The sequence below is a fragment of the Actinoplanes sp. NPDC049316 genome, assembly GCF_040677315.1.
In the GTDB taxonomy this organism is placed as follows: domain Bacteria; phylum Actinomycetota; class Actinomycetes; order Mycobacteriales; family Micromonosporaceae; genus Actinoplanes.
This window is the reverse complement of the sequence record NZ_JBFAQM010000002.1, coordinates 142,602-167,446: the sequence shown is the minus strand read 5'-3', so window position 1 is coordinate 167,446 and position 24,845 is coordinate 142,602. Positions and strand designations below refer to the sequence as shown.

At 72.9% G+C, this 24,845-nt stretch carries 24 protein-coding genes; 9 read left to right on the top strand and 15 right to left on the bottom strand.

What is annotated here, in order from left to right:
• Positions 1-23: 23 nt before the first annotated feature.
• The 4 genes from AB0K03_RS03315 to AB0K03_RS03300 form a co-directional block, all read right to left on the bottom strand.
• The gene (locus tag AB0K03_RS03315; RefSeq protein WP_364680711.1) at positions 24-1,943 is read right to left on the bottom strand and encodes an ABC transporter ATP-binding protein; all 1,920 of its coding nucleotides are present in this window, start codon (positions 1,941-1,943) and stop codon (positions 24-26) included.
• A 32-nt stretch (positions 1,944-1,975) separates the two neighbouring features.
• Positions 1,976-3,712 carry an ABC transporter ATP-binding protein gene (locus AB0K03_RS03310; protein WP_364679785.1) on the bottom strand — a complete coding sequence of 579 codons (1,737 nt, stop codon included), beginning with the start codon at positions 3,710-3,712 and terminating at the stop codon, positions 1,976-1,978.
• Complete coding sequence (locus tag AB0K03_RS03305; protein ID WP_364679782.1) at positions 3,706-4,347, bottom strand: TetR/AcrR family transcriptional regulator; 642 nt, start codon at positions 4,345-4,347, stop codon at positions 3,706-3,708. The genes AB0K03_RS03310 and AB0K03_RS03305 overlap by 7 nt, the downstream gene beginning before the upstream one ends.
• A 92-nt stretch (positions 4,348-4,439) precedes the next feature.
• Positions 4,440-4,874: a DUF6188 family protein gene (locus AB0K03_RS03300; RefSeq protein ID WP_364679780.1), complete on the bottom strand. Its 435-nt coding sequence runs from the start codon at positions 4,872-4,874 to the stop codon at positions 4,440-4,442.
• Between the two features lie 131 nt (positions 4,875-5,005).
• Between AB0K03_RS03300 and AB0K03_RS03295 the strand changes: the two genes are divergently transcribed.
• From AB0K03_RS03295 to AB0K03_RS03285, 3 genes are read left to right on the top strand one after another with little or no spacing between them, the layout of a single operon-like run.
• The gene (locus tag AB0K03_RS03295; protein WP_364679779.1) at positions 5,006-5,530 is read left to right on the top strand and encodes a PadR family transcriptional regulator; all 525 of its coding nucleotides are present in this window, start codon (positions 5,006-5,008) and stop codon (positions 5,528-5,530) included.
• Positions 5,527-6,210 carry an ABC transporter ATP-binding protein gene (locus tag AB0K03_RS03290; protein WP_364679776.1) on the top strand — a complete coding sequence of 228 codons (684 nt, stop codon included), beginning with the start codon at positions 5,527-5,529 and terminating at the stop codon, positions 6,208-6,210. The genes AB0K03_RS03295 and AB0K03_RS03290 overlap by 4 nt, the downstream gene beginning before the upstream one ends.
• Positions 6,207-8,417 (top strand): FtsX-like permease family protein, encoded by a 2,211-nt coding sequence (locus tag AB0K03_RS03285; protein ID WP_364679774.1) that lies wholly within the window; start codon positions 6,207-6,209, stop codon positions 8,415-8,417. Before AB0K03_RS03290 ends, AB0K03_RS03285 begins: the two co-directional genes overlap by 4 nt.
• Positions 8,418-8,450: 33 nt before the next feature.
• Here the strand turns inward: AB0K03_RS03285 and AB0K03_RS03280 are convergent, their stop codons facing one another.
• Together AB0K03_RS03280 and AB0K03_RS03275 are read right to left on the bottom strand one after the other, a co-directional pair.
• Positions 8,451-9,269 (bottom strand): SAM-dependent methyltransferase, encoded by an 819-nt coding sequence (locus AB0K03_RS03280; RefSeq protein WP_364680708.1) that lies wholly within the window; start codon positions 9,267-9,269, stop codon positions 8,451-8,453.
• 31 nt (positions 9,270-9,300) lie between these two features.
• Positions 9,301-9,822, bottom strand: coding sequence for a GNAT family protein (locus tag AB0K03_RS03275; RefSeq protein WP_364680706.1), 522 nt, complete (start codon positions 9,820-9,822; stop codon positions 9,301-9,303).
• A 236-nt stretch (positions 9,823-10,058) separates the two neighbouring features.
• Here AB0K03_RS03275 and AB0K03_RS03270 point away from each other — a divergent pair, with 236 nt between their 5' ends.
• The 3 genes from AB0K03_RS03270 to AB0K03_RS03260 are packed head-to-tail and all read left to right on the top strand — an operon-like array spanning position 10,059 to position 12,178.
• Positions 10,059-10,817, top strand: coding sequence for a DUF2589 domain-containing protein (locus tag AB0K03_RS03270; protein WP_364679771.1), 759 nt, complete (start codon positions 10,059-10,061; stop codon positions 10,815-10,817).
• A 27-nt stretch (positions 10,818-10,844) separates the two neighbouring features.
• Positions 10,845-11,594 carry a hypothetical protein gene (locus tag AB0K03_RS03265; protein WP_364679769.1) on the top strand — a complete coding sequence of 250 codons (750 nt, stop codon included), beginning with the start codon at positions 10,845-10,847 and terminating at the stop codon, positions 11,592-11,594.
• 2 nt (positions 11,595-11,596) lie between these two features.
• Positions 11,597-12,178 (top strand): hypothetical protein, encoded by a 582-nt coding sequence (locus tag AB0K03_RS03260; protein ID WP_364679766.1) that lies wholly within the window; start codon positions 11,597-11,599, stop codon positions 12,176-12,178.
• Positions 12,179-12,208: 30 nt separating this feature from the next.
• Here AB0K03_RS03260 and AB0K03_RS03255 read toward each other — a convergent pair whose 3' ends face one another.
• The 3 genes from AB0K03_RS03255 to AB0K03_RS03245 are packed head-to-tail and all read right to left on the bottom strand — an operon-like array spanning position 12,209 to position 14,450.
• Complete coding sequence (locus tag AB0K03_RS03255; RefSeq protein WP_364679763.1) at positions 12,209-13,222, bottom strand: CU044_5270 family protein; 1,014 nt, start codon at positions 13,220-13,222, stop codon at positions 12,209-12,211.
• The gene (locus tag AB0K03_RS03250; protein WP_364679761.1) at positions 13,219-13,818 is read right to left on the bottom strand and encodes a sigma-70 family RNA polymerase sigma factor; all 600 of its coding nucleotides are present in this window, start codon (positions 13,816-13,818) and stop codon (positions 13,219-13,221) included. Before AB0K03_RS03250 ends, AB0K03_RS03255 begins: the two co-directional genes overlap by 4 nt.
• Before the next feature lie 53 nt (positions 13,819-13,871).
• A complete protein-coding gene (locus AB0K03_RS03245) occupies positions 13,872-14,450 on the bottom strand; it encodes a DUF1684 domain-containing protein (protein WP_364679758.1) in 579 nt (192 codons plus the stop codon).
• A 127-nt stretch (positions 14,451-14,577) separates the two neighbouring features.
• On the opposite strand from AB0K03_RS03245, the gene AB0K03_RS03240 reads away from it, so the two are divergent.
• A complete protein-coding gene (locus AB0K03_RS03240) occupies positions 14,578-18,162 on the top strand; it encodes a family 78 glycoside hydrolase catalytic domain (RefSeq protein ID WP_364679756.1) in 3,585 nt (1,194 codons plus the stop codon).
• On the opposite strand, the gene AB0K03_RS03235 is transcribed toward AB0K03_RS03240, so the two are convergent.
• Genes AB0K03_RS03235 through AB0K03_RS03215 form a run of 5 tightly spaced genes read right to left on the bottom strand, consistent with a single transcriptional unit; the run spans position 18,150 to position 22,104 of the window.
• Entirely contained in the window at positions 18,150-19,199 is a 1,050-nt protein-coding gene (locus tag AB0K03_RS03235) for an ABC transporter ATP-binding protein (protein ID WP_364679754.1), read from the bottom strand. The two genes, AB0K03_RS03240 and AB0K03_RS03235, sit on opposite strands and share 13 nt — an antisense overlap.
• Positions 19,196-19,987, bottom strand: coding sequence for an ABC transporter permease (locus AB0K03_RS03230; RefSeq protein ID WP_364680703.1), 792 nt, complete (start codon positions 19,985-19,987; stop codon positions 19,196-19,198). The genes AB0K03_RS03235 and AB0K03_RS03230 overlap by 4 nt, the downstream gene beginning before the upstream one ends.
• Entirely contained in the window at positions 19,984-20,733 is a 750-nt protein-coding gene (gene modA, locus AB0K03_RS03225; RefSeq protein ID WP_364679751.1) for a molybdate ABC transporter substrate-binding protein, read from the bottom strand. The genes AB0K03_RS03230 and modA overlap by 4 nt, the downstream gene beginning before the upstream one ends.
• The gene (locus AB0K03_RS03220; protein WP_364679748.1) at positions 20,730-21,128 is read right to left on the bottom strand and encodes a TOBE domain-containing protein; all 399 of its coding nucleotides are present in this window, start codon (positions 21,126-21,128) and stop codon (positions 20,730-20,732) included. The genes modA and AB0K03_RS03220 overlap by 4 nt, the downstream gene beginning before the upstream one ends.
• 55 nt (positions 21,129-21,183) lie before the next feature.
• On the bottom strand, positions 21,184-22,104 hold the full coding sequence (locus AB0K03_RS03215; RefSeq protein WP_364679745.1) for an aminoglycoside phosphotransferase family protein: 921 nt from the start codon (positions 22,102-22,104) through the stop codon (positions 21,184-21,186).
• 61 nt (positions 22,105-22,165) lie between these two features.
• On the opposite strand from AB0K03_RS03215, the gene AB0K03_RS03210 reads away from it, so the two are divergent.
• Both AB0K03_RS03210 and AB0K03_RS03205 read left to right on the top strand, forming a co-directional pair.
• Positions 22,166-23,152 (top strand): hypothetical protein, encoded by a 987-nt coding sequence (locus AB0K03_RS03210; RefSeq protein WP_364679744.1) that lies wholly within the window; start codon positions 22,166-22,168, stop codon positions 23,150-23,152.
• Between the two features lie 16 nt (positions 23,153-23,168).
• The gene (locus tag AB0K03_RS03205) at positions 23,169-23,993 is read left to right on the top strand and encodes a siderophore-interacting protein (protein WP_364679741.1); all 825 of its coding nucleotides are present in this window, start codon (positions 23,169-23,171) and stop codon (positions 23,991-23,993) included.
• On the opposite strand, the gene AB0K03_RS03200 is transcribed toward AB0K03_RS03205, so the two are convergent.
• A complete protein-coding gene (locus tag AB0K03_RS03200) occupies positions 23,990-24,796 on the bottom strand; it encodes a PrsW family glutamic-type intramembrane protease (protein WP_364679738.1) in 807 nt (268 codons plus the stop codon). The two genes, AB0K03_RS03205 and AB0K03_RS03200, sit on opposite strands and share 4 nt — an antisense overlap.
• Positions 24,797-24,845 lie beyond the last annotated feature (49 nt).

The following is a 24,845-nucleotide window of genomic DNA, read 5'->3' as shown; positions in this document are numbered from 1 at the left end:
CCGCCCCTTTCCGTGCGCCCCGCTCAGTCCACCTCGACCGCCGCTTGGGCGAACTGCGCCGAGTAGAGCCGGGCGTACGCGCCACCCGCGGCGATCAGCTCGTCGTGGGTGCCCTGCTCGACGATCGCGCCGGACTCCATCACCAGGATCACGTCGGCGTCGCGGATGGTGGACAGCCGGTGCGCAATGACGAACGACGTCCGGCCCGCGCGCAGCGTGGTCATCGCGCGCTGGATGAGCACCTCGGTACGGGTGTCGACCGAGCTGGTGGCCTCGTCGAGGATGAGGATGCTCGGTTCGGCCAGGAACGCCCGGGCGATGGTGATCAGCTGCTTCTCGCCCGCCGAGACGTTGCCGCCCTCCTCGTCGATCACGGTGTCCATGCCGTCGGGCAGGGACCGGACGAAGCGGTCGACGTGGGCGGCCTCGGCGGCGCCGGCCACATCGGACGGTGTGGGCGCGTCGGCGCCGTATGCGATGTTGTCCGCGATCGTGCCGCCGAACAGCCAGGTGTCCTGCAGCACCATCCCCATGCGCTCGCGCAGCTCCGCCCGGGGCATCGACGCGATGTCCACGCCGTCGAGCGTGATCCGGCCCGACGTCACCTCGTAGAAGCGCATCAGCAGGTTGACCAGCGTGGTCTTGCCGGCGCCGGTCGGGCCGACGATCGCGACCGTCTGGCCGGGCTCCACGCTGAACGACAGGTTCTCGATGAGCGGCTTGTCCGGCAGATAGCGGAACGACACGTTCTCGAACGCGACGCGCCCCTGGACCGGCCGCGGCCCCGCGGACACCGGATCCGGCTCCTGCTCCTGGGCGTCCAGCAGCGCGAACACCCGCTCCGCCGACGCGACCCCCGACTGCACCAGGTTGGCCATGCTCGCGACCTGGGTCAGCGGCTGGCTGAACTGCCGGGAATACTGGATGAACGCCTGCACGTCACCCAGCGACAGCGATCCCGAGGCCACCCGCAGGCCGCCCACCACGGCGACGAGCACATAGTTGACGTTGCTGATGAACATCATGGCCGGCTGGATCAGGCCCGAGATGAACTGGGCGCGGAAGCTCGACGCGTACAACTTGGTGTTGTGCTCCTCGAAGGTCTCCGCCGCCTCCTTGCCGCGGCCGAAGACCTTGACCAGCGAGTGGCCGGTGAACATCTCCTCGATGTGGCCGTTGAGCTTGCCGGTCGTCGCCCATTGGGCGACGAACTGCGGCTGCGACCGCTTGCCGATGCGGGTGGTCACCCACACCGAGACGGGTACGGTGATCAGCGCGATCACCGCGAGCAGGGGCGAGATCCAGAACATCACGCCGAGCACGCCCACGATCATCAGCAGGGACGTGACGAGCTGGGCGAACGTCTGTTGCAGGGTCTGGGCGATGTTGTCGGTGTCGTTGGTGGCGCGGCTCAGCACCTCACCGCGGGGCTGCTTGTCGAAATAGGACAGCGGCAGCCGGGACAACTTCGCCTCGACGTCCTCGCGCAGGCGGAAGACCGTCGACTGCACGACGCGGGCGGTGAGCCGGCCCTGCATCACGCCGAACAGCCACGCGGCCGCATAAACGGCCAGCACCCACATCAGGATGTCCCCGAGCCGGGTGAAGTCGATGCCCTGGCCCGGTACGACGTCCATGGCGGCGAGCATGTCCGCGCGGTTGGTCTCGCCGCGGGCGCGCAGCTGCTCGACGATCTGCTCCTTGGGCACTCCGGCGGGCAGGTTCTTGCCCACGATGCCGTCGAAGATGACGTCGGTGGCGTGGCCGAGGATGCGGGGGCCGGCCACGGACAGCGCCACGCTGGCGATGCCCAGCAGCAGCACGAGCGCCACGAGCCCGCGCTGGGGACGCAGCATGCCGAGCAGCCGCTTGCTGGAACCCTTGAAGTCCTGGAGCTTCTCGGCCGGCATCCCGCCGGCCATCATCCGTGCCGGACCGCCCATCGGCGGCCCGGCCGGCCTTCTGGCCGGGGCGGTCACGCTGCTGCCTCCTGCTCGGTGAGTTGCGAGAGCACGATCTCTCGGTACGTCTCGTTGGTGTCCATCAGATCCGTGTGGGTGCCGGTGCCGACGACCACGCCCTCGTCGAGGACGACGATCCGGTCGGCGTCACGGATGGTGCTGACCCGCTGCGCCACGATCACCACCGTCGCGTCGGCGGTCTGCCGGGCCAGGGCCGCCCGCAGCGCCGCGTCGGTGGCGTAGTCCAGCGCGGAGAACGAGTCGTCGAACAGGTAGATCTCCGGCCGGTGCACGAGCACCCGCGCGATCGCGAGGCGCTGGCGCTGGCCGCCCGACACGTTCGTGCCGCCCTGCGCGATCGGCGCGTCCAGGCCGCCCTCCATCCGCTCGACGAAGTCGCGGGCCTGCGCCACGTCGAGCGCCGCCCACAGCTCCTCGTCGGTCGCGTCCGGGTTGCCGTACCGCAGGTTCGACGCCACCGTGCCGCTGAACAGGTACGGCTTCTGCGGCACCAACCCGACGGTCCGCGACAGCAGCCCGGGGTCGAGGTCGCGCACGTCCACCCCGTCGACGAGCACCTCGCCGCCGGTCGCGTCGAACAGCCGGGGCACCAGGTTGAGCAGCGTGGTCTTGCCGGAGCCCGTACTGCCGATGACCGCGGTGACCTCGCCGGGGCGCGCGGCGAGGCTGATCCCGCACAGCACCGGGGCCTCGGCGCCGGGGTAGTGGAAGTCGACGCCGCGCAGCTCCAGGAAGCCGTGCCGGGCGAGCTCGGTGACCGGCTCGGCCGCGACGCGGACGGACGCGGGGGTGCCGAGCACCTCGTCGATGCGTTCCGCGCAGACCTCGGCGCGCGGGATCATGACGAACATGAACGTCGCCATCATGATCGCCATGAGGATCTGCATGAGATAGCTGAGGAACGCGGTGAGCGCCCCGACCTGCATGGAGCCGCTGTCGATGCGGTGGCCGCCGAACCAGAGCACCGCGACGCTGGAGATGTTCACGATCAGCATCACGGTCGGGAACATCATGGCCATGAGCCGGCCGACGCGCAGCGAGACGTCGGTGAGCTCCTCGTTGGCCACCCCGTACCGGGCGTGCTCGCGCTCGTCGCGGACGAACGCACGGATCACCCGGATGCCGGTGATCTGCTCGCGCATGATCCGGTTGACCTTGTCGATGCGGACCTGCATGGTCCGAAAGAGCGGCCGCATCCGGACGATGATCAGCGAGACCACGATCAGCAGCACCGGGACGATCACCAGCAGCAGCGAGGACAGCGGCACGTCCTGGCGCAGCGCCAGCAGGATGCCGCCGACGCACATGATCGGCGCGGAGACCATCAGCAGGAACGTCATCAGCACCAGCATCTGGACCTGCTGGACGTCGTTCGTGGTCCGGGTGATCAGCGACGGCGCGCCGAACTGCCCGACCTCGCGGGCCGAGAAGTCCATGACCCGGCCGAAGATGGCGGCGCGGATGTCGCGGCCTACCCCCATGGCGGTCTGCGCCCCGAAGTACACCGCGGCGACCTGCGCGACGATCTGGACGAGGGAGACGCCGAGCATCCCCGCGCCCACGCGCAGCACGTAGTCGGTGTCGCCGGGCACCACGCCGTTGTCGATGATGTCGGCGTTCAGCGTCGGTAGGTAGAGCGTGGCCAGCGTGGCGACGAACTGGAAGAGCACGACCAGAAAGATCGGTCTTCCGTACGGCCGCAGCCGGTCCCGCAGGAGTCGGATCAGCACCTCTCAGGCACCCCCGTGGTCGATTCGGATCGGACGAGCAGGCCGTCCAGGAGCAGCGACACCAGCTCCGCGCCGTCGAAGCGGGCGGGGTCGCCGAACGGCCCGTACGAATTGGCTCCGCAGAAGAGCAGCAGCAGCTGAGCGACGTCGCCGGGCGATCGGCGCAGCAGCGCGGCATCCGGCTCGATCAGATGGGCCAGCGCGGCCTGCAGGCGCTCGCGGGACGACACCATCCGGGCTGCGGCCTCGGGTGGCGCAGCGGCGGCCAGCACGAGCTTGCGCGCGGCGGTCATCAGCTGGGCGTTCTCGGTGAAGCGCCCGTGGATCAGCTCGGCGGCCCGGGCCAGCCGGTCACGCAGGTCGCCGCCGGGGCCGATGGCCGCGATGGCGTCCAGGGTGGGCTGCGGGTCCAGCGCCTGCAGCAGGGCGGCCACGATCAGCGACTGCTTGTCCGGGAAGACGCCGAAGATCGTGCCCTCGGCGACCCCGGCGGCCTGGGCGATGCGGCGGGTGCTGACGTCGACGCCGACCTCGTGCAGCAGCGGCACGGTGGCGGCGATCAGGGCGGCGCGCCGGTCGTCGGGCGCCATCGCGGGCACCCGGCGGCGGCGTACGTGCTCGCGCGGAGAAGTCACGCGGCGAAGCTTAATGAGCGAGCGCTCACTCAGCCACTGACATTTGTCATGGGCGCGCCGTCGGAGGCGCGGCCGGCAGGAAGCCGCGGCCGTCAGGGGCGCGGCGCGTCTCCCCACACGGCGAGCTCCCCGCCGGCCAGGCACACCACGAGCACGCCGCCCGGGCCGGCGACCGCCCACGACTCGAACTCGGCGTCGACCTCGACCAGCAGCTGAGCCCCGCTGCCGAAGCCGAGCTCCAGCTCGCCGGTGTCGCGGGTGCGCACGCTGCGCACCACGTCACCCAGCAGCGTGGCGAGGGCGTCCGAGGGGTGCTCGCCGGGCTCCACGTCGACCCGGCCGTGCGGCCCGGTCAGCCGGGCCGTGCTCTCGATCACCACCTCGGCCCCGCCGGTGAAGGTGAGAACGACTGCGTGGCCGAGCCGCACGTACTGCAGCTTGCGTCCGGCCAGCACGTTGATGGACTGCGCGTGCCGCGGGCGCCACTCGGCGTCCATGTCGGCGACCATGACGGGCAACACCTGCACCTCGATCGGCTCGTCGGAGCATCTGACGGCAGGACCGTAGCCCTCGTTTTCATAACGGGGCCTTAAAGACCGGGACGGTTTTCGAGACAGATTATTCCCTCGGCGTATACGTCGAGCGTATAGTCGCCGGCATGACGGTGCCTCTGACCCTCCTGGGACTCCTCGAGCGCGAGCCCAGCCACGGGTACGACCTCAAGCGCGACTACGACGCCTACTTCGGACGCGGCAAGCCCCTCTCCTACGGGCAGGTCTACAACACCCTCAGCCGCCTGGCCCGCGACGGCAAGGTGGTGATGAGCGAGGTCGGTCCGGGGGAGGGGCCGGACCGCAAGCGCTACGTCATCACCGAACGCGGTGCCACCGAGGTGGACACCTGGCTCGCCGAGCCGGTGGAGCCCGAGCCACACCTGCAGACCACGCTGTTCGCCAAGGTGACGCTCGCGCTGATGCTCGGCCGACCCGCCGAGTCGTACCTCGACGCGCAGCGGGCCGCGCACCTCAAGCGGATGCGCGAGCTCACCGAGGTGAAGCGCAGCGGCGCGCTCGTGGACGCGCTGCTCGCCGATCACGGGCTCTTCCACCTGGAGGCCGACCTGCGCTGGATCGAGCTCACCTCGGCCCGGCTGGACGCCCTCGCCGCGGAGGTGCGCCGATGAGCATCCTCGCCGCCCGCGACGTCGTCCTGTCGTTCGGCGCCACCCCGGCGCTGCGCGGCGCCGGGCTCACGGTCGAGCCGGGCGAGATCGTCGCGATCATGGGCCCCAGCGGCTCGGGCAAGTCCACGCTGCTGCACTGCCTCGCCGGCATCCTCGTGCCGGACGAAGGCGAGATCCACTTCGACGGCCGGCGGATCGACACGCTGGACGAGGCGCAGCGCAGCGCGTTGCGGCGCGACCGGTTCGGTTTCGTGTTCCAGTTCGGTCAGCTCGTGCCCGAGCTCACCGCGGAGGAGAACGTCGCGCTGCCCCTGCTGCTCGGCGGCGTACGCCGGACCGAGGCGGTCCGGTCGGCGCGGCAGTGGTTCCCCCGCCTGGGCCTCGACGGGCTGGAGGGACGCCGCTCCGGGGAGCTCTCCGGCGGCCAGGCGCAGCGGGTCGCCCTCGCACGCGGGCTGGTGGCGCGCCCCCGGGTGCTGTTCGCGGACGAGCCGACCGGCGCCCTCGACTCGCTCACCGGCGAGCAGGTCATGAACCTCATGGTCGACGCGGCGCGCGCGGAGGGCACCACCGTCGTCCTGGTCACCCACGAGCCGCGGGTCGCCGCGTACGCCGACCGCGAGGTCGTGGTCCGCGACGGGAAGGCGTACCCGCTGACCGCCGAGGCGGCCGTGTCATGATCCGCTTCGCGCTGCGGCTCACGGTGGCGGGGGGCCGTGAGGCCGCGGCCCGATCGGTGATCATCGCGGCGGCGGTGACGCTCGGCGTCGCGATGATGCTGGCCGCGGTGGCCGGCATGACCGGCGTCGGCCGCCAGAACGACCGGTACGGCTGGGCGAACGCGGCCGTCCATCCGGCCGCGCCGGGGGACAAGGATCCGCTCTGGTGGCAGCTGCGGGTCGACACGTACGACCGGGTGCCGATCGGGCGCGTCGACCTGGCCGCCACCGGGCCCGGTTCGCCCGTGCCGCCGGGACTGCCGCGGCTTCCGGGCCCCGGCGAGTTCTACGCCTCGCCGGCCCTGCGCGACCTGCTCGCGGCCGTTCCCGCCGACCAGCTCGCAGCCCGGTTCCCGGCCCGGCTCGCCGGGACCGTCGGCCCCGAGGCGCTGCCCGCCCCGGACTCGCTCGTCGCGGTCGCCGGCTACACCCCGCAGGAGATGGCCACGCGTACGGGCGCGGCGCGCGTCTCGCACCTCCCGGACACCGCGCAGGAGGACTGCCCCGGCGGATGCTGGGCGGGGATCCCGTCGTCCGGCCTGCAACTCATCCTCGCCGTCGTCACCGCCGCGCTGGTCTTCCCTCTGCTGATTCTCATCGGCTCGGCCACCCGGCTCGCCGCCGCCCGGCGGGAACAGCGGTTCGCGGCCATGCGGCTGGTCGGCGCGACACCCCGGCAGGTGACGATCGTCTCCACGGTGGAGTCGGCCGGGTCGGCACTCGCGGGCACCGTCGCCGGCTTCGCCCTGTTCCATGCCGTCCGCGCGCCGCTCGCCGCGATCCCGTTCACCGGGGCCCCGATGTTCACCTCGGACCTGTCACCGGGCGTGTGGGGCGTGCTCGGGGTGGCGCTGGGCGTACCGCTGGCGGCGGCCGTGATGGCGTGGGTGTCCCTGCGCCGCGTACAGATATCGCCGTTGGGGGTCAGCCGCCGGGTCACGCCGCGCCCGCCGCGCGCGTACCGTCTCATCCCCCTGGTGCTCGGCATCGCCGAGCTGACGTTCTTCATCGGGCGCCGGCCCGAGACCACCAACGGCCAGATCCTGGCGTTCCTGCCCGGCATCCTCGTGGTCATGATCGGACTGCTGACGGCGGGACCGTGGCTGACGATGGCGGCCGCGAGGCGCACGGCCCGGCGTGCGCGGCGGCCGGAGTCGTTGATCGCGGCGCGGCGGCTGGCCGACGACCCCAAGGCCGGTTTCCGCGCGGTCAGCGGGCTCGTGCTGGCGCTCTTCGTGACCAGCGTGGCGGTCGGGGTGATGACCGCGATCGCCGCCGACCGCGACCGCGGTGGCAGCGGCTACACCGACGAGATGGGGCTGATCTTCCGCGACGAGGACGCCGCGCCCACCGGCACCGTCGTGCCCGCCGGGCTCACCGCGCTGCCGGGGGTCCGCGCCGCGGTCACCGTCCGGATCGCGCCGGACGACGTGCCGAAACCGCCGGAGAGCAAGACCGAGTTCTTCTTCCCGTACGCGCTGGCGTCCTGCGCCGACATCACGCACGCCACCGGGGCGAAACAGTGCGCCCCGGGTGCGAAGGTCGCGTGGGTCTTCCCCGACCTCGTGGGCCCCGACCAGTTCACCCGCGCCTGGCCGGCCGCGGATGTCGACCCGGCCCGGCTCCCGTCGTTGCGTGCGGTGTCGCTCGTCGCGGAGACGGACGGCAGCACCCCGGCCGTGGAGCGGGTGCGCACGGCGATCGGCAACGCGTACCCGATGCTGTGGGGACCCATCACCCGGGGCGACTGGGAGGCCGACACGAGCCGCGTCTTCCGCGGCTGGAAGCGGCTCGCCGACGTGGTGATCCTCGCGAGCCTGGCAGTGGCGGGCCTGAGCCTGGCGGTGAGCGTCGCGGGTGGCCTGACCGAGCGGGCCCGGCCGTTCAGCCTGCTGCGCCTCACCGGCGTCCCGCTCGGGACGCTGCGCCGGATGGTCGCGCTGGAGAGCGTCGTGCCGCTGCTGAGCGCGGCGGTGGTGTCGGCCGGGGCGGGGTTCGCCTGCGCCCACCTGTTCCTGAGAGCGCAGATGGGATTGTCGCTGCACTCTCCGGGCGGGGCTTACTACGCGTTCGTCGTGGGTGGGCTGCTGGCGTCCCTCGCCGTCATCGCGTCGACGCTGCCGTTGCTGCGCCGCGTCACCGGCCCCGAGGTGGCCCGCAACGAATGACGGCGGGTGGCCCCGGGTGCCCGGGCACGGGGGTCAGGGGACCCGGGCCACCACGCCGTTGCAGGAGACGTCCTCGATGGACGGCCGGGGCTGCGGCTCGTTCTCCGCCCGCCAGTGGGACACCGACACCAGCCCCGGCTCCACGAACTCCAGGCCGTGCAGCAGCTCCGTGAACCGCTCGCCGGTGCGCGGCACGAACCGGCCGCCGGGGTTGTTGGCCGTCAGCTCCGCGATCGCCTCGGGCGTCTGGTATTCCCACGTGGCGTGCGAGGCGACGACGTAGCTGCCGGCCGGCAGCGCGCCGACGAGCTTGTCCACGATGCCCTGCGGGTCCTCGTCCTCGCGGATGAAGTGCAGCACCGCCACCAGCAGCAGCGCGATCGGCTCGGTGAAGTCCAGCGTGGCGTGCAGATCGGGGTGGGCCAGGATGACGTCGGGCTCGCGCAGGTCGGCGTCGAGGTAGCTGATCGCGCCCTGCGGTCCGCTGGTGATGAGCGCGCGCGAGTGGGTCAGCACGATGGGGTCGTTGTCGACGTACACCGTCCGGGTGGTGGGCTCGATCGCCTGCGCCACCTCGTGGGTGTTGCCGGGCGCCGGGATGCCGGTGCCGATGTCGAGGAACTGCCGTACGCCCCGGCGGGCGAGGTGCTCCACGGCCCGGCCGAGGAACTTCCTGTTCTCGACCGCCATCAGCCGGATGCTCGGCATCGCCGCCTCGATGGCGTCGCCGGAGGCGCGGTCGGCCGCGAAGTGGTCCTTGCCGCCGAGCCAGTAGTTGTACCGCCGGGCCGGATGCGCGACCGTCGTGTCGAACCGGTCCACCGTGCCCGGATCCCCGCTGCCGCCGCTCACGCTGCTCACGCCCCGATCCTAATGAACCTTTTCACCCGGCGGCGACGCGGTCGGCCGGTAGCTCGAAGACCAGCTCAAGGCCGTCCTCGTCGTCCCACTGGTCGCCGACCTGCCGGAAGCCGTGCCGGGCGGCGAGGGCCAGCGACGGCACGTTGTCGGGGCGGATCGACAGCCGGACCGTACGGACCTCCGGTTCCCGCGCCGCCCGGTCCAGCAGCACGGCGAGAGCCGCCCCGCCGTAGCCGCGGCGGCGGTACGCGGGGTCCACGGCGTACCCGATCTCGACCAGCCCGTCCACGGGCCGCCCGTGGTAGCCGGCCCGGCCGGTGGCGCGCCCGGCGGCCTCGTCCCAGATGACGCCGGTGACCCACGCGGCCTCGGCCGGATCCGCCAGGACCTGCCGGTGCCGCCGGGACCACAGGCCCGCGTTGTCCGGGCCGGCGAGCCAGGCGCTGAGCGGTACGGGTCCGGCGGCCTGCGCGCCGGCGAGGTCCTGACGGCTCAGCGCCGCGAGGGCGGCGGCGGGCAGCTGGACGATCCGGACGTGCGGCATTTCGGTCACGGAACCAGCGTACGGCGGACGGCCGGATCAACGACAGAGCGTATTTTCCGTCCGATCCGGACCTCTAACATGGGTCAGTAATTCACCGCGGCGGCGTCATCGGCCATTGCGATTCGCCGACGAACTCCCGGGCCTTTCTCCGATCGCATTGTCTGCCGCCCGCGCACCGTCGTTGTGTTTCTTTTTCCCATTGCCCCCGCCGGGGGCCGTTCACCGGAAGGCACCGCATGACCACGTCGCAGACGCCGGACAGGGACAACGTAGGCGCGACCACGCCCGCGGCCGCGGAGGGCTCGGCCGTCGAACCGATGGCGGACCCGGCCGCCGCGGACCTCGCCGAGGCCACGGCCGACGCCGGCGAGGCCGCGGCTCGGCTGGGCACGACGCTCGCCGCGACCGCGGCCGCACCGCAGGCGCTGGCCGCACCGCAGACGAACTTCACGTCGGAGCTGAACAACATCGACTTCCGCAAGATGATCGGCGGCCCGCTGCAGGCCGCGGTCGATGCGCAGGTGGCGTCGTCGCTCGCCACCGTCGACTTCATCAACAAAGTGGGCTTCACCCAGGCCGTCGACGACAACAACCAGCCGATCGAGGGCAAGCGCGACCTCGTGATGGTCGACTTCTCGCATCGGCGCAAGGACCTCAACGGCTCCAAGGACCCCGTGGAGAAGGAGGTCTTCGTCCGGGTGCCGCTGCTGGCGATGTTGCCGATCCCCTCCCTGCGCATCGAGCAGGTGGTGATCGACTTCAACGTGAAGCTCAACTCGGTGGAGAGCGCCAGCACCTCGGACCAGCTGGACGTGGGCGCGGAGGTCAAGGCGGGCTGGGGCCCGGTGAACTTCAAGGTGTCGGCGTCGTACCAGCGCAAGACGGCGACCAATGTGGAGGTCAAGAAGGAATATGCGCTGAACGTCAACGTGAAGGCCGTGCAGGACGAGATTCCCGCCGGGCTGGAAAAGATCCTCGGAATTCTTTCCGCGTGACGAACTGAGCGACGAGGGGCGGGAATCGTGGCAGAGATCACCTTGAGCGACTATGCCGGTTTCATTCTTCTGGAGATCGTCAAGGCCCGGGAAATGGCGGACGAATACTCCCGCGAAGTGGCGCAGCGGTATGCCGCCGACGAGGTGATGCGTTACTTCCCCGCCCCTCGTTTCAAGATGCCGAAGCTGGACCTGGCCCTCCCGATCCTCATCTCCGGGGCCCGGTTCAACCAGACCGTGCGGTTCGACTTTCCGGCGGAGGACTTCGTCACGTTCATCGCCGACCACGCGAGGGGCGTCCGGGTGGCGGTCGAGCTGGCCCGGCTCCGCGACAAGGGCCTGAGTGACCTCGAGCTCAAGGACCCCCCGGAGTCCCGCGTCGTGCAGGATCTCGCGATCGACTTCCACAAGCAGCTGGTGTCGAACCCGGAGCCCCGGCATCCCGACACGCTCGTGACGCTGGGCTGGACGGCCGTCGTCCGCGCGTGCCTGGAGGAGGCCGACCTCGCCGGCTTCTTCGCCCGGTGGGACGGCGCCCGCGAGCTGCTCGCGACGACGATGGCGGAGGTGCTGAGCACGGTCGCCGAGCGCACGGTGGTGGACCGTACGGCGATCGACAGCCTGCTCGTCAACCCGGTGACGAACGTGGTCAAGAACGGCAGCGACGACGCGTCCGTCTGCACCGTCCACGCGGAGCTGCTGGAGGAGGGCGTGTACCTCCGCTCCGTGCAGGACGGCGAGGACGGGCGTACGCACGCCGTCGTGGAATTCGAGTAGCCGTGCAGCGCTTCCTGCACGACCGGCTGGGGCGGCTCGGGACGCTCCTCGACTCCTGCACCGAGGCCACGCGTGCGTACACGGCCCTCGACCTGGACATCGTGGCCACCGCCGGGGACTTCCTCGACCGGGCGTCCGCCGGGTACAAGGCGCTGGGCGACGCGGACGCCGAGAACGACATGCTCACCCTGAGGGCGCAGCTCTCGTCGGCCCGGGCGGGGATGCACCCGCTCACGCTCGAGCGCATCACCGGGCATCGGCGCGAGGCGGAGCGATCGATCGTGCTGCACGTGCTGGTGTCCGGTGCCGCCCGGCTGCGGACGGACTATGCGCAGACCCGGGAGGTCCTGGACACCGCCGAGAGCAAGCTCGTCCCGATCCTCACCGTGGCGGCGCAGCGGGGACTGCTGCCCGTGGCGGCCGACGGCACCTTCACGCAGGCCGACCTCGAGCGGCTGTGGCAGGGGCTGTGCGCGGATCCCGAGCTGCGCCCGGCGGCCCGGCAGGTCGCGATGACGGTGTCCGTCACCGACGTCCTGCTGCTGGTCTCCGACCTGTTGACGGCGGCGGACCGGCCTCGCTGAGCGGGCACACCGTCGGTGCCCGTTCTCGGGTCACCGGGTGGGCACCTGCTTCATCGCGCCGACCAGCGAGCGGTCGAGGACGGCCAGCGAGAAGGTGACCGTGCCGGCCTTGATGCCGTCCGCGTCCGTGGTGCGGACCCGGCGCTCGCCCAGGAACGTGTAGTCGCGCTTGTCGAAGATCAGCTCGGTGCGGATGTCGCGCTCGTCGACCCGGGCCAGCGCGATGCCGTGGCGGCCGGCCGCGTCGACGGAGTCGTCGACCACCAGCGCGCCGGGGATCGAGGCGGCGACGCGGTAGAGCGCGGGGTAGAGGCCCGCCGGCGGGTAGCTCTCGAGCAGCAGGTCGCCGACCGTCTCGAAGGCCTCGGTGTCCGGTCCCGTGCCGGCGGTCCGGCCGGCGTCCCGGGTCTCCGCACGGATCCGGGCGAGCAGCGCGTCCGGGTCGGTGGGCAGCGAGGTGAGCAGGTCGTACGACGGCCAGGTGAGGCTCGGCGGTTCGGCGCTGTCCAGGCTCAGCCCGCCGTCGTCCTCGCCGGTCCCGGTCTGCTCGAGCCAGCCCCTGCGGCCGTCGAGCGACCGCCAGGTCTGCCGGTTGGTGACCCGGGCGGCCGGTCCCGCGGTGCCGGTGTCGCCGGAGAGGTAGACCTCGGCGGTCTTGCTCCTGATGTAGACCCATCCGCCCGCCGGCGGCCCGCCGGTGTCGCGGGTGGCCGCGACGAGCGCCATCCGGTCCGCCAGCTCGGTCAGCCCGCGCGGGGTGCCGGCCCGGGGGTCGGCGAACTGCGCCGGTTCGGTCAGCGCCGGCCCGGCGCGGTGGGAACCGTCGCCGGTGCGGGTGACGGCGACGCCGACGGCCGCGGCCACGATGAGAACCAGGGCCGGCAGGGCGAACACGGGACGCAGCAGGAACGGCCGGCGGGCCCGCGCGGGCGCGGTGCCGGGGGCATCGTCGATGAGCGCCATCAGGTGTCGCTTGTGGAGCTCGTGGCGGCCGGGCGGCAGGTCCGCCGAGGGCGGCGGCTGGAGCATCGAGTGCTCGTTCATCGCGTTCCCTCCCGGGGCCGGGTCGTGCTGATGCGGTCGTCTGTCGCCGGCCGATCCGGGCCGCGGAGCTCCCTGCGGATCTTCTCGCGGGCGCGGGAGAGCCGGGAGCGGACCGTGCCGATCGGGACGCCGAGCGCCCGGGCGGCGGATTCGTAGTCGAGCTGCTCCCAGACGCAGAGCGTGAAGGCCTCGCGGTCGGCGCGGGGCAGGGCGGCCAGGACCGCCATGGCCTCGGCGAGCCGGCGGGCGTCGTCCAGCCGCGCGTCGGTGGTGTCGGCGTGGTCCGGGGCGACCTGGTCGAAGCCGGTGCAGGCCAGCGCGGCGGCCCGGTACCGGCGGTCGCTGCGGCGCAGGTTGCGGGTGATGTTGGTGGCGATGCCGAGCAGCCACGGCCGCAGCGAGCCGCCGTCGGCGTCGAGGCGCCCCCGCATCCGCCAGGCCTGCAGGAACGTCGCCGAGACCACGTCGTCGGCCAGCGCCCAGTCGGCGGTCAGCCGGAACCCGTGGTTGTAGACCGTCCGCGCGTAGGTGTCGAAGAGCTCGGCGAACGCGGCCCGGTCGCCGGCCCGGACACGGGAGCGCAGATCTGTCGTCACGTGAAGGAGCTGTCCGGCGGCACGGGGCGAGTTCCTGTGATCTGGATCACGGGCTAGTGGTAGCGCAGCTCACCGGCGCGGATCGGTGCCGCCACGGTGTTCTCGGGCGGCGCGAGGGGGCAGAGCCACCGGTCGTCGTACGCGCAACTGGGGTTGTAGAGGTAGTTGAAGTCGAGCCGCACCCGGTCGGCTCCGAGGATCTGCAGGCCCCGGCCGTGGGTGCCCTTCACGGTGTCCGTCAGGTAGCGGCCGCCGCCGTACGTCTCGGGGCCGCTGGTGGCGTCGCGGACCGGGAGGAACAGGCCGCCGCCGTACGCCGCCAGCCACCACAGCGACAGCTCGCCCCACGGCGTCTCGATGATGCCGGCCCGCTCGTAGTGGCACACGCCGTCCGGGCCGCCGGTGTCGATGTCGAGCTCGCCCGGGGCTTCGCGCAGCGGCGCCTCGGCGATGAACTCGTCGCTCTCCGGGAAGTAGCGCAGGCCGTCGAACGGTTCTCCGCGCGGGACGGCCGACTGGGGATGGGTGGCGAAGAGCGCGTCGCGCCGGGACCGGAAGTCGGCCAGGTCCGTGGCGGTCAGATAGAGATCGGCGACGGCCGCGCGGTAGTCGGCCAGTTCGAGTGCCTGCACGCCCCCACGGTAGCCCGCTCCCTTGAGTGGATCTTGCGGTTCGGCCTACGCTCGAGAGGTCCACGTATTGAAACGTTTAAATGCGTGACTGGGTTCCGTGCCCTTCTCACCCACCGAGGAGAACCGCATGGCAAGAAACGTCCTGGCCAGGGCCGCCGTCGCAGCCCTGGCCGCCACCCTCTCGATCCCGCTCGCCACCGCCCCCGCCGCGGCCCGCCCCGTTGAACGCCGGATTGAAACGCTGGCCGGCGCGCACTGGATCTGGTACCCGGAGGACCCCGCCCCCGCCGCCACCCGCTACCTCCGCCGCACGTTCACCGCGCCGGCGGGGCCGTACACCGCCGCCGAACTCCTCGTCACCGGGGACGACACCGTCGACGTGTGGCTCAACGACACCTGGCTGACCGCCTCCGCGCGGGCCACCGACTCCTGGAAGCAGGCCCTCTCCGTCGACCTCGCCGCGGCGCTCAAGCCCGGCGCCAACACGCTCACCATCGCGGCCCGCAACAACGGCGGCCCGGCCGGCGTCCTCGGCCACCTGCGCGTGACCTCGGCAGCCGGCACCGCCGACCTCGTCACCGACGGCGCCTGGCAGGCGGCGAACGGCGCACCGCAGACGTGGGTCGCCGCGCGGGACCTGGGGGCGTACGGCACCGGGCCGTGGGGGCGGGACGTCCGGCTGCCCGGCGCGGCCGCCTCGCCGGTCACGGTCGCCGGGCTCACCACCGAGCGGCGGACGAACCCGGTCGGGATCGACGCGGCGAAGCCGCGCTTCGGCTGGCGGCTCGTCACCACGGTGAAGGGCCAGGTCCAGGGCCGGTACCAGGTCACCGTGGGCACCCGGCCGGGCGCGGCGGACGTGTGGGACAGCGGACAGGTCGCGTCCCGGCAGTCCGTCGACGTCACGTACGCCGGCCCCACGCTGGGTTCCAACCGGACCTATCACTGGCGCGTACGGGTCTGGGACGCGCAGGGCCGCCCCAGCCCGTGGAGCGCACCGGCCCGCTTCGACACCGGCCTGGATGCCTGGCGGGCCGGCTTCATCGGCGCCCCCGGCGGCGCGAACCTCACCGGCGCCTCCTGGATCTGGTACCCCGAGGGCGATCCGAGCGTCGAGGCGCCCGCGGCGACGCGCTACTTCCGGCGTACGGTCGACCTCGCCGCCACCGGGCGCACGAGCCTGGTCGTGACCGGTGACGACACCGCCGACGTCTGGGTCAACGGGGTGCCCGTCAGCTCATCGCGCCGCGTCACGGACTCGTGGAAGCGCGCCACCACCGTCGACGTGACCACCCAGCTGCGCAGCGGCCGCAACACCATCGCGATCGCCGCGTCGAACACCTCGACCGGACCGGCCGGCGTGATCGCCAAGCTGCAGGGCGCCACCACGGTCGTCACCGACGCGACGTGGAAGGCGTCGCAGGCCGCGCCCGACGGCTGGCAGCAGCCCGGATTCGACGACAGCGCCTGGCCGGCCGCGAAGGCGACGGCCGCCCTGGGCGCCGGACCGTGGGGCGCCCAGGTCGTCGTGCCCAGCCCGGCACCGCGGCTGAGCAAGACGTTCGCGGTCACCAAGCCGGTGGCCCGCGCCCGGCTCTTCGCGACCGCGCTCGGGCTGCACGAGACGTACCTGAACGGCGCGAAGGTCGGCGACGAACGACTCGCGCCGGGCTGGACCGACTACACCAAGCGCCTGCAGTACCGCGCGTACGACGTGACGACCGCGCTGAAGCAGGGCGACAACACGCTGTCGGCGCTGCTGGGCAACGGATGGTACTCCGGCAGCCTCGGCTTCGCGGGCGCCCAGCGCTACGGCACCTCGCCCTGGTACTCCGCGGAACTCGACGTCGAGTACGCCGACGGCACGCGCGCTGAGGTGCGTACGGATGGAACGTGGTCCGCGACCACCAGCCCGATCGTGTCCGACGACCTGTACCACGGCGAGGATCAGGACGCCCGCCTCGCGGGCGGCCCGGCCCAGCCGGTGACCGTGCGCTCGGCGCCCGCGCCGCACATGGTCGCCCAGGTCGACCCGGGCGTCACCGTGCAGCAGGAGCTGAAGCCGGTGGCGTGGACGCAGCCGAAGCCGGGCGTCTGGATCGCCGACCTCGGCCAGAACTTCGCCGGCTGGAACCGGCTGCGGGTGGCCGGCCCGGCCGGGACGAAGGTGACGCTGCGGCACGCCGAGATCCTCAACGCCGACGGCACCCTCTACACCGCGAACCTGCGGGCCGCGCAGGCCACCGACTCGTTCACGCTGGCCGGTCAGGGTACGGAGACCTTCGAACCGCACTTCACCGTGCACGGCTACCGCTACGTGGAGGTGACCGGGCTCCCCGGCGCCCCGGGCCCGGACACGCTCACCGGCCTCGCGGCGTGGACCGACGGCGCGCAGACCGGCACGTTCACCACCTCCGACCCGCTCGTCGACCAGGTGCAGCACAACATCCTCTGGGGCGCGCGCTCCAACATGCTGTCGATCCCGACCGACTGCCCGCAGCGCGACGAGCGGCTCGGCTGGACCGGTGACATCGCCGCGTTCGGGGCCACGTCGACGTTCAACTTCGACACCCACGGCCTACTCGCCAAGTTCATTGACGACCTGGTCGACGCGCAGCACGCGGACGGGGCGTTCACCGACGTCGCGCCGGACGTGCTGGGCGGCAACGGCAAGGCAGGCTGGGGCGACGCGGGCGTCATCGTGCCGTACGTGCTGTGGCAGCGCTACGGTGACCTGTCCGCGGTGGACCGGGCGTTCCCGGCGATGGCGAGGTGGGTCGACTACCTGCGCGGCACGGCCGGCGCCGACCTGATCCGCGACCGGGACACGTTCGGCGACTGGCTCAACGTCGACGACCCCACGGCGAACGACCTGACCAGCACCGCGTTCTTCGGCTGGTCGGCGCGGCTGGTGTCGCGGATGGCGGCGGCCACCGGGCGCACCTCGGAGGCGGCCACGTACGGCGACCTCGCCGACCGCATCGCCGCGGCCTTCACCAACCGTTTCGTGGCCGCGGACGGGACCGTCGGCGCGAACTCCCAGACCGGCTACGTCCTCGCGCTCGCCTTCGGTCTCGTGCCCGCCGACCGGCAGCAGGCGGTGGCGGACAAGCTCGCGGCGAAGGTGGCCGCCCGTGACGGGCACCTGTCCGTCGGCTTCATGGGCGTCGAGAACCTGCTGCCGGTCCTCGCCGAGCACGGGCACCTCGACACCGCGTACCGCATCCTGCAGCAGCCCGGTTATCCCGGCTGGGGCTACATGAACTCGCGCGGCGCCACCACGATCTGGGAGCGCTGGGACGGGATCCGGCCGGACGGGTCGCTGCAGGACCCCGGCATGAACTCCTTCAACCACTACGGTCTCGGCTCGGTCGGGGACTGGCTCTACCGCAGCGTCGGCGGCCTCGCCCCGGCGACGCCGGGATACCAGGACCTGCTGATCGCGCCCAAACCCGGCGGTTCGCTCACGGCCGCGGACACCTCGTTGACGACCGCGTACGGGCAGACGCGTACGCAGTGGACGAGGAGCGGGACGACCCTGACGGTGAAGGTCGTGGTGCCGCCGAATTCCACGGCGACCGTGGAGATCCCGGCGTCCTCGGCCGCCGCGGTCACCGCGCCGGCCGAGGCGGTGCCGCACGGCTTCCAGAACGGCACGGCGTCGTACGCGCTGCCCTCCGGCTCGTACACGTTCACCGCTCAGGCGGGGTAGGCGGTCGCCTCGGTGGCCTTGAGGCTGGCCCATACCTCGCGTCCGGGTTCCAGACCCAGATGAACGGCGGCCGCCGGCGTCACGTCGGCGGCCACCGCAATCGGCCCGGCCAGCTCGATACGCAGCGCGTCGCCGTGCCGGGCCACCGCGGTCACGGTCGCCGGCCACGTGTTGCGCGGGCTGCCCTCCGGCCGTACGGCGTAGAGCGCCACCGCGGCCGGGGCGAACGCCACGAACACCTCGCCGGTGTGCGGGGTCGCCGTGGTGAGGGTGAAGCCGTCGCCGACGCGGACCTGGGTCCCCTCGGCGCGGCCCCGGTAGAGGTTCAGCCCGACGAGCCGGGCGACGTAGTCGGTGCGCGGCCTCGACGTGACCGAGGCCGCGTCGCCGGTCTGCACCACGCGCCCGTCCTCGAGGATGACGAGCCGGTCGGCGAGCATCATCGCGTCCAGCGGGTCGTGGGTGACGAGCACCGTGGGCCCGGCGTGGGCCGCGAGGTGGCCGCGCAGGTGGGCCCGGGTGTCCAGGCGGGTCCGCGCGTCGAGCGCCGCGAGCGGCTCGTCGAGCAGGAGCAGCTGCGGCTCGGTGGCGAGCGCCCGGGCCAGCGCCACGCGTTGCGCCTGCCCGCCGGAGAGCTGGCGGGGCTTCTTGCGGGCGTGCTCCGCCAGCCCGACCCGGTCCAGCAGATCGCTCGCGCGCTGCCGGGACTCGGCCCGGGACAGGCCCCGGCAGCGTGGGCCGAACGCGACGTTGTCCACTGCGGACAGATGCGGGAACAGCAGGTAGTCCTGGAACACGACGCCGATGCGCCGGTGCTCGGGCGGGGTGAACCGCCGTGACCCTTCGTCGAGGGCCCGGTCGTGCAGCCGGATGTGCCCGTCGTCCAGCGCGACGAGCCCGGCCAGCGCGCGCAGCGCGGTCGTCTTCCCCGCGCCGTTCGGGCCGAGCAGCGCCACCACCTCGCCCGGCTCGGCGCGCAGCGCGGCGTCCAGCGTGAAGCCGGGCCGCCGCACGACGAGGTGCGCGTCGAGGCTCATGACGTACCGAGCCAGCGGTCGCGCAGGCCGGCGAGGATCAGCACCGACACCGCGAGCAGCACGAGGCTCAGCACGATCGCGGCGTCCAGGTCCTGTTCCAGCGCGAGGTAGACGGCCAGGGGCATGGTCTGCGTACGCCCGGGGAAGTTGCCGGCGAACGTGATGGTCGCGCCGAACTCGCCCAGCGCCCGCGCCCAGCACAGCACCGCGCCCGCGGCCACCCCGGGGGCGATCAGCGGCAGCGTCACCCGCCGGAACACGGTCCACCGGCCGGCGCCGAGCGTCGCGGCCGCCTCCTCGTAGCGCGCGTCCGCCGCCCGTAGCGCCCCTTCCACGCTGATCACCAGGAACGGCATGGCCACGAACGCCTCGGCCACCACCACGCCGGCGGTCGTGAACGGCAGGGTCACGCCGAACGTGGCCTCCAGCCACCCGCCCAGCAGCCCGCGACGGCCGAAGACCAGCAGCAGCGCCACGCCGCCGACCACCGGTGGCAACACCAGCGGCACGGTGACCAGGGCCCGGACGAGGCGTCGCCCCGGGAAGGTGGTCCGGGCCAGGAGCCAGGCCAGCGGTACGCCGAGCAGCAGGCACACCACGGTCGCGAGCGAGGCGGTGAGCAGCGACAACCGCAGGGCCGTCAGCACGCCGGGCTCCGTCAGCCGCTGCGGCAGCGTCGACCACGGCGCCGTGATCAGCAGGCCGGCCAGGGGCAGCACGAGGAACGCCAGCCCGGCGACCGCGGGGATCGCCAGGGCCAGCGGGGCCCGGGAGCGCAGCCGGTTCAGGGCCGCTGGAACCCTGCGTCGGCCAGCACCTGCTGGGCCTGGGAGGTCTGGACGAACGCGACGAACGCGTCGGCCCCGGAACGGTTCGGCGCATTCTTCAGCGCGACGATCGGGTAGTCGTTGATCGCCGAGGCCGACTCCGGGAATTCCACGGCCGCCACGTCGGCGGCGGCCGCGCGCGCGTCCGTACGGTAGACCAGCGCGGCGTCCACCTCACCCAGCTTGACCTTGGCCAGCGCGGCCTTGACGTCCTGCTCCTGGGTGACCGGCGTCAGCGTGACCCCGGCCGCGGCCAGCGCCTTCTGCGCGGCGGCGCCGCACGGCACCTGCGGCGCGCACAGCGCCACCTTCACGCCCGGCTTCGCCAGCGCAGCCGGTGACGTGAGGCCCTTCGGGTCACCCTTGGGTACGGCGATGACGAGCTGGTTGCGGGCGAACGTCACCGGCGTGCCGCCGTCCCCGGCGTCCGTGACGGTCTTCATGGTGGCCGGGCTGGCCGCGGCGAACACGTCCGCGGGCGCGCCGGCGGTGATCTGCTGGGCCAGCCCGGAGCTGCCGCCGTACGAGAAGACGACGTCCGTGCCCGGGTTCGCCTGCTCGAAGAGTGAGCCGATCCGGTCGAACGACTCGGTGAGCGAGGCCGCGGCCAGCACGGTGATCTTCTCCGTCTGGTCGGAGGCGGCCCGGGCGCCGCATCCGCTCATCACCAGCACGGCGGCGAGCGCGGCCGCCACCCGTGTCCTCATTCGCCGTCCCCTCGCTCCACGACCACCGTCGTCGACTTGATCACGGCCACCGCCACGGACCCGACCTCCAGCCCCAGGTCGTCGACGGCCTCGCGGCTCATCAGCGACACGACCCGGAACGGCCCGGCCTGGATGTCGACCTGCGCCATGACCGCGTCCCGCGTGATCGCCGTGACCAGGCCCCGCAGCCGGTTGCGCGCCGAGGACCGGTGCGCGCCGGCGCCCGGGCCGGCCGCCAGGGATCGGGCGTACGCGGCCAGATCGGCCCCCGCGATGCTGCGGTGACCGTGGTCGTCGCGGGCCGCGGCCAGCCGTCCCGCGTCGACCCAGCGGCGGACCGTGTCGGCGCTGACCCCGAGCAGCTCGGCCGCCTCACCGATCCGGTACGTCGTCACGCCGGCCAGCATAGCCGCATCTGCGAGGCCTTCCTAGCGATCGCACTGGCATTTGCTAGAGGCGCTTGAGCTCCTCGGTCAGCATCCCCGTCATGCGGGCATGCCACTCGTGACCGACCGGAACGCCGCGGCTCGGGCACTCCGTCACCATCAGCGTGTAGAGGTGCAGCCGGTACAGCGTCAGCCGGGTGCGTGCCGCGTCGTCGATCTCCAGGCCGGTGGTGGTGGCGTACCCGCGCAGGAACGGGTGGTCCGGCTCGTCCTCGATGCGGCGGAACAGCGCGGGGGAGACGAGGTCGAGCAGCGGGTCGCCGTAGAGGTGCCGCTCGCCGTCGACCAGGCCGGTCAGCCGCCCGTCCTCGGTCAGCACGTTGCCGTCCCACAGGTCGAAGTGCAGCAGCGCCGGCCTGGTCACGGATGCCAGCACGGCCCGGTGCCGCTCGACCGCGTCCAGGATCCCCGGCGGCAGCGGCACGTCCCAGTCGGCCGCGTCGGCGACCAGCGCTGCCATGATCGCCGTGAACGCCTCCGGCCAGTCGCGGCCGGAGGGCCGGTTCCCGTCGTACCCGAAGATCCTGCCCTCGATGGTGTGGACGCGAGCGATCGCGCGGCCCAGCTCCTCGCGGACCGCCGCCGCGTCCGGCACCTCGGTGAGCGACCGTCCGGGCAGGAGGGACGTCACGATCCAGCCGTCGCCCAGATGCAGCACCTCCGGGACGGGCGCCGCCTCGCGCACCAGCCGGAAGTAGCGGGCCTCGGCGGGGATCAGGTCGCGCTCGTACCGCAGCAGCCTGGCGTCCTCCGGCGGGCCGACCTTCACCACCACCGAGCGGCCGTCGGCAAGGGTGGCCCGCCACACCGCCGCGAAACCGCCACCGGACAACTCCGCGGCCTGTACGACGGACGTCCCCAGCGCGGGTGACAGCATCGCGTCGATCGTACGAAGGTCCAGGTCGCGTTGCGTCGGGCTGCGCATGGACGCCATTGTGTACCGAACCGTAAGGTGTTTCTGCCCCCGAAGGGGTACAGACTGGTGCATGACCGTCCGCCACGAAGGGCCGCGGTTGACGAACCACGGCCGGGACCACGCCGTCCCCCGCCCGCGCTCCGTGCCGCTCGAACCGCCGAGGGGCAGCGCGGACCTGCCCCGATACCTGCGCGCGCTGCGCCGCCTCGGTGACGCCGACGACCTCGCCGCCGCGTACGCCGGCTGCACGGTCGCGGTCGAGGTCGCCGGGCGCGAAGGGGACGCGGCCGGGCTCGTCGCGGCGTACTCCCAGCGCTCCTCAGTGGCCCGCCGCAGCGGGCACCTGCCCGCCGCGGCCCGTGACGCGGACGCCGCGGCCGAGCTGCTCGCCGTCTCCGGCGCGGAGCCGGACGGCGCGACGGCGGCCCTGCTGCTGTCGCGGCGGATCGCCGTCCTGCTCGACATGGGCGACGCCGACCACGCCGGCCGGCTGCTCGCCGCGACCGCCTTCACCGGTGACCTCCCCGACGACCCCGAGTTCCTGCTGCTGCGCTACGTCCGCGGCCGCCTGCACGGGGCGGCGGCCCGGCCCGGCGACGCCCTCGCCGACCTGTACGCCTGCGGCGAGCGCGTCGCCGTCCGCCGCGTCGACCACCCCGGCGTGCTGCCGTGGCGCTCGGCGGCGGCGGACGTCCTCACCGGCATCGGCGCCGCCGAGGCGGCCGAGCGGCTCGTCGCGGAGGAGGTGGCGCTGACCCGCCGCCACGGGCTCGCGTCGGCGTTGGGCCGGGCGCTGCGCATCCAGGGCCGGGTGCTGCCCGGGCCGACCGGGCTGGCCGCGGCCGAGGAGGCGGTCCGGGTCCTGCACGGCACGCCGCGCCGCTTCGAGCTGGCGATTGCTCTGGTCGACCTCGGGGATCTGCTGCACCGCGCCCGGCGCCGCCCCCAGGCCCGGCGGGTGCTGCGCGACGGGCTCGAGCTCGCCGAGCGGTGCGGCTCCCCGGGGCTGGCGGCCCGCGCGCGGCGGACCACCCCGGGCGGCTCCCGATCGACTTAGGGTAGCCTCAGCTTTCATGATGTCCGTCCTGGCGCCGCCGCGGCTGCGGCCGTACCAGCCGTTCCCGCTGCGGGTGGCCCGCGCGACCCGGTTGAGCAGCAGTTTCGTCCGGGTCACGCTGACCGGCGAGGCGCTGGCGGACTTCGCGTACCACGGGTTCGACCAGCGGATCAACCTGCTGTTCCTGCCGCCGGACACCGATCACGAGGCGTTCGCCCGCGCAGCCGACTGGCGGGCCTGTGGCGCCCCGCTGCGGGTCTACACCGTGCGGGCGTACCGGCCGGAGAGCGCCGAGCTGGACATCGACTTCGTGCTGCACGGCGACGCCTCCCCGGCCTCCCGGTGGGCGGGTGCGGCGGCTCCCGGCGACCGGATCGTGCTGATCGGCGCCACCCCGGGCCACCCGGTCACGGACGTGGCCTGGCGGCCCCCGGCGACCGCGGACCGGCTGCTGATCGCGGCCGATGCGACGGCCCTCCCGGCGGCGTCGGCCATCCTGGAGTCCCTCGACCGCCCCGCCCGGGCCGTCCTCGAGGTGCCGTACGCCGACGATCGCCTGCCCGTCGCGGGCCGCCACGACATCACCTGGCTCGTCCGCGCACACGGCGACCGGATCGAACCGGCGGTCCGCTCCCTCCTGGGTGGCGCCCCGGTCACCGCCTGCGTGCCGCCGGGCGAGGACGAGGGCATGGTCTGGGACGTGCCGTCGCAGGCCGCCGGCTCCTTCTATGCGTGGCTCGCGGGGGAGTCGCGTACGGTCGTCGCCCTGCGCCGCCACCTCGTCGGCGACCGCGGCATCGACCGCGACGCGGTGGCCTTCATGGGCTACTGGAAACGCTAGACGGGCGACGGTTCGCGGGGCGCCCATTGGGTGTGCTCGGCGAACGCGCGGTAGCGGTGCAAGGCGATGAACAGCCAGCCCAGGCTGAGGATCGCCAGGATGATGAACGGGATCACCCCGCCGAAGGTGTCCCACGCCGTGTGCATGGCGACCGCGCCGATGAAGGTCGCGAGGAAGGCGAGGAACCTCCTGCCGGTCGGTGAGGCGATCATCGCCCACAGCGCCCCGCAGGTGAGGCCGGTCCAGGCGGTGTGCCCGGCCGGCGCGGTCAGGCCCCGGACGAAGAGGGTCTCCTGCACGGTGGAGATGTTGCCCTTCGAGGCGAGCAGCGCGGTGAACCCGTACCCCATGGTCTCCAGCGCGGCGAACCCCATGCCGGACGCGACCCCGATGACCAGCCCGTCGGACGGCAGCCGGCGCCCGCGCCGGGCGAGCAGGACGAACAGCAGGACGATCGGGACGATCATCTTCGCCGCTTCCTCGATGAGCGCGACGAAGAGCATCGGCAGCGCGCCGAGCCCGCGCAGCGCGTCGTACTCCAGCGTCCCGGCCACGACGACGCCGATGACCCCGCCGAAGAACGCGGCGACGACCAGCGCCGCGGCCGGCACCTGCCACCGGCCGGTCCGGGCCTGCGCGAACGTCAGGAAGGCGAGCGGTACGACGGTCGCGCCGAGCAGCAGCAGCGACGGCACGAAGTTGGGGTTCTGCGTCCGTACCAGCGTCCGCAGCACGATCACGTAGAGCACGAGCCCGATGACCAGCACGCCCAGCCAGGCCCACCGGCGGGTGAGATCACGCATGCCTGCAGAGTCTCGTGCACCCGCGGGGTTCGCGCCATCGTGGATTCTG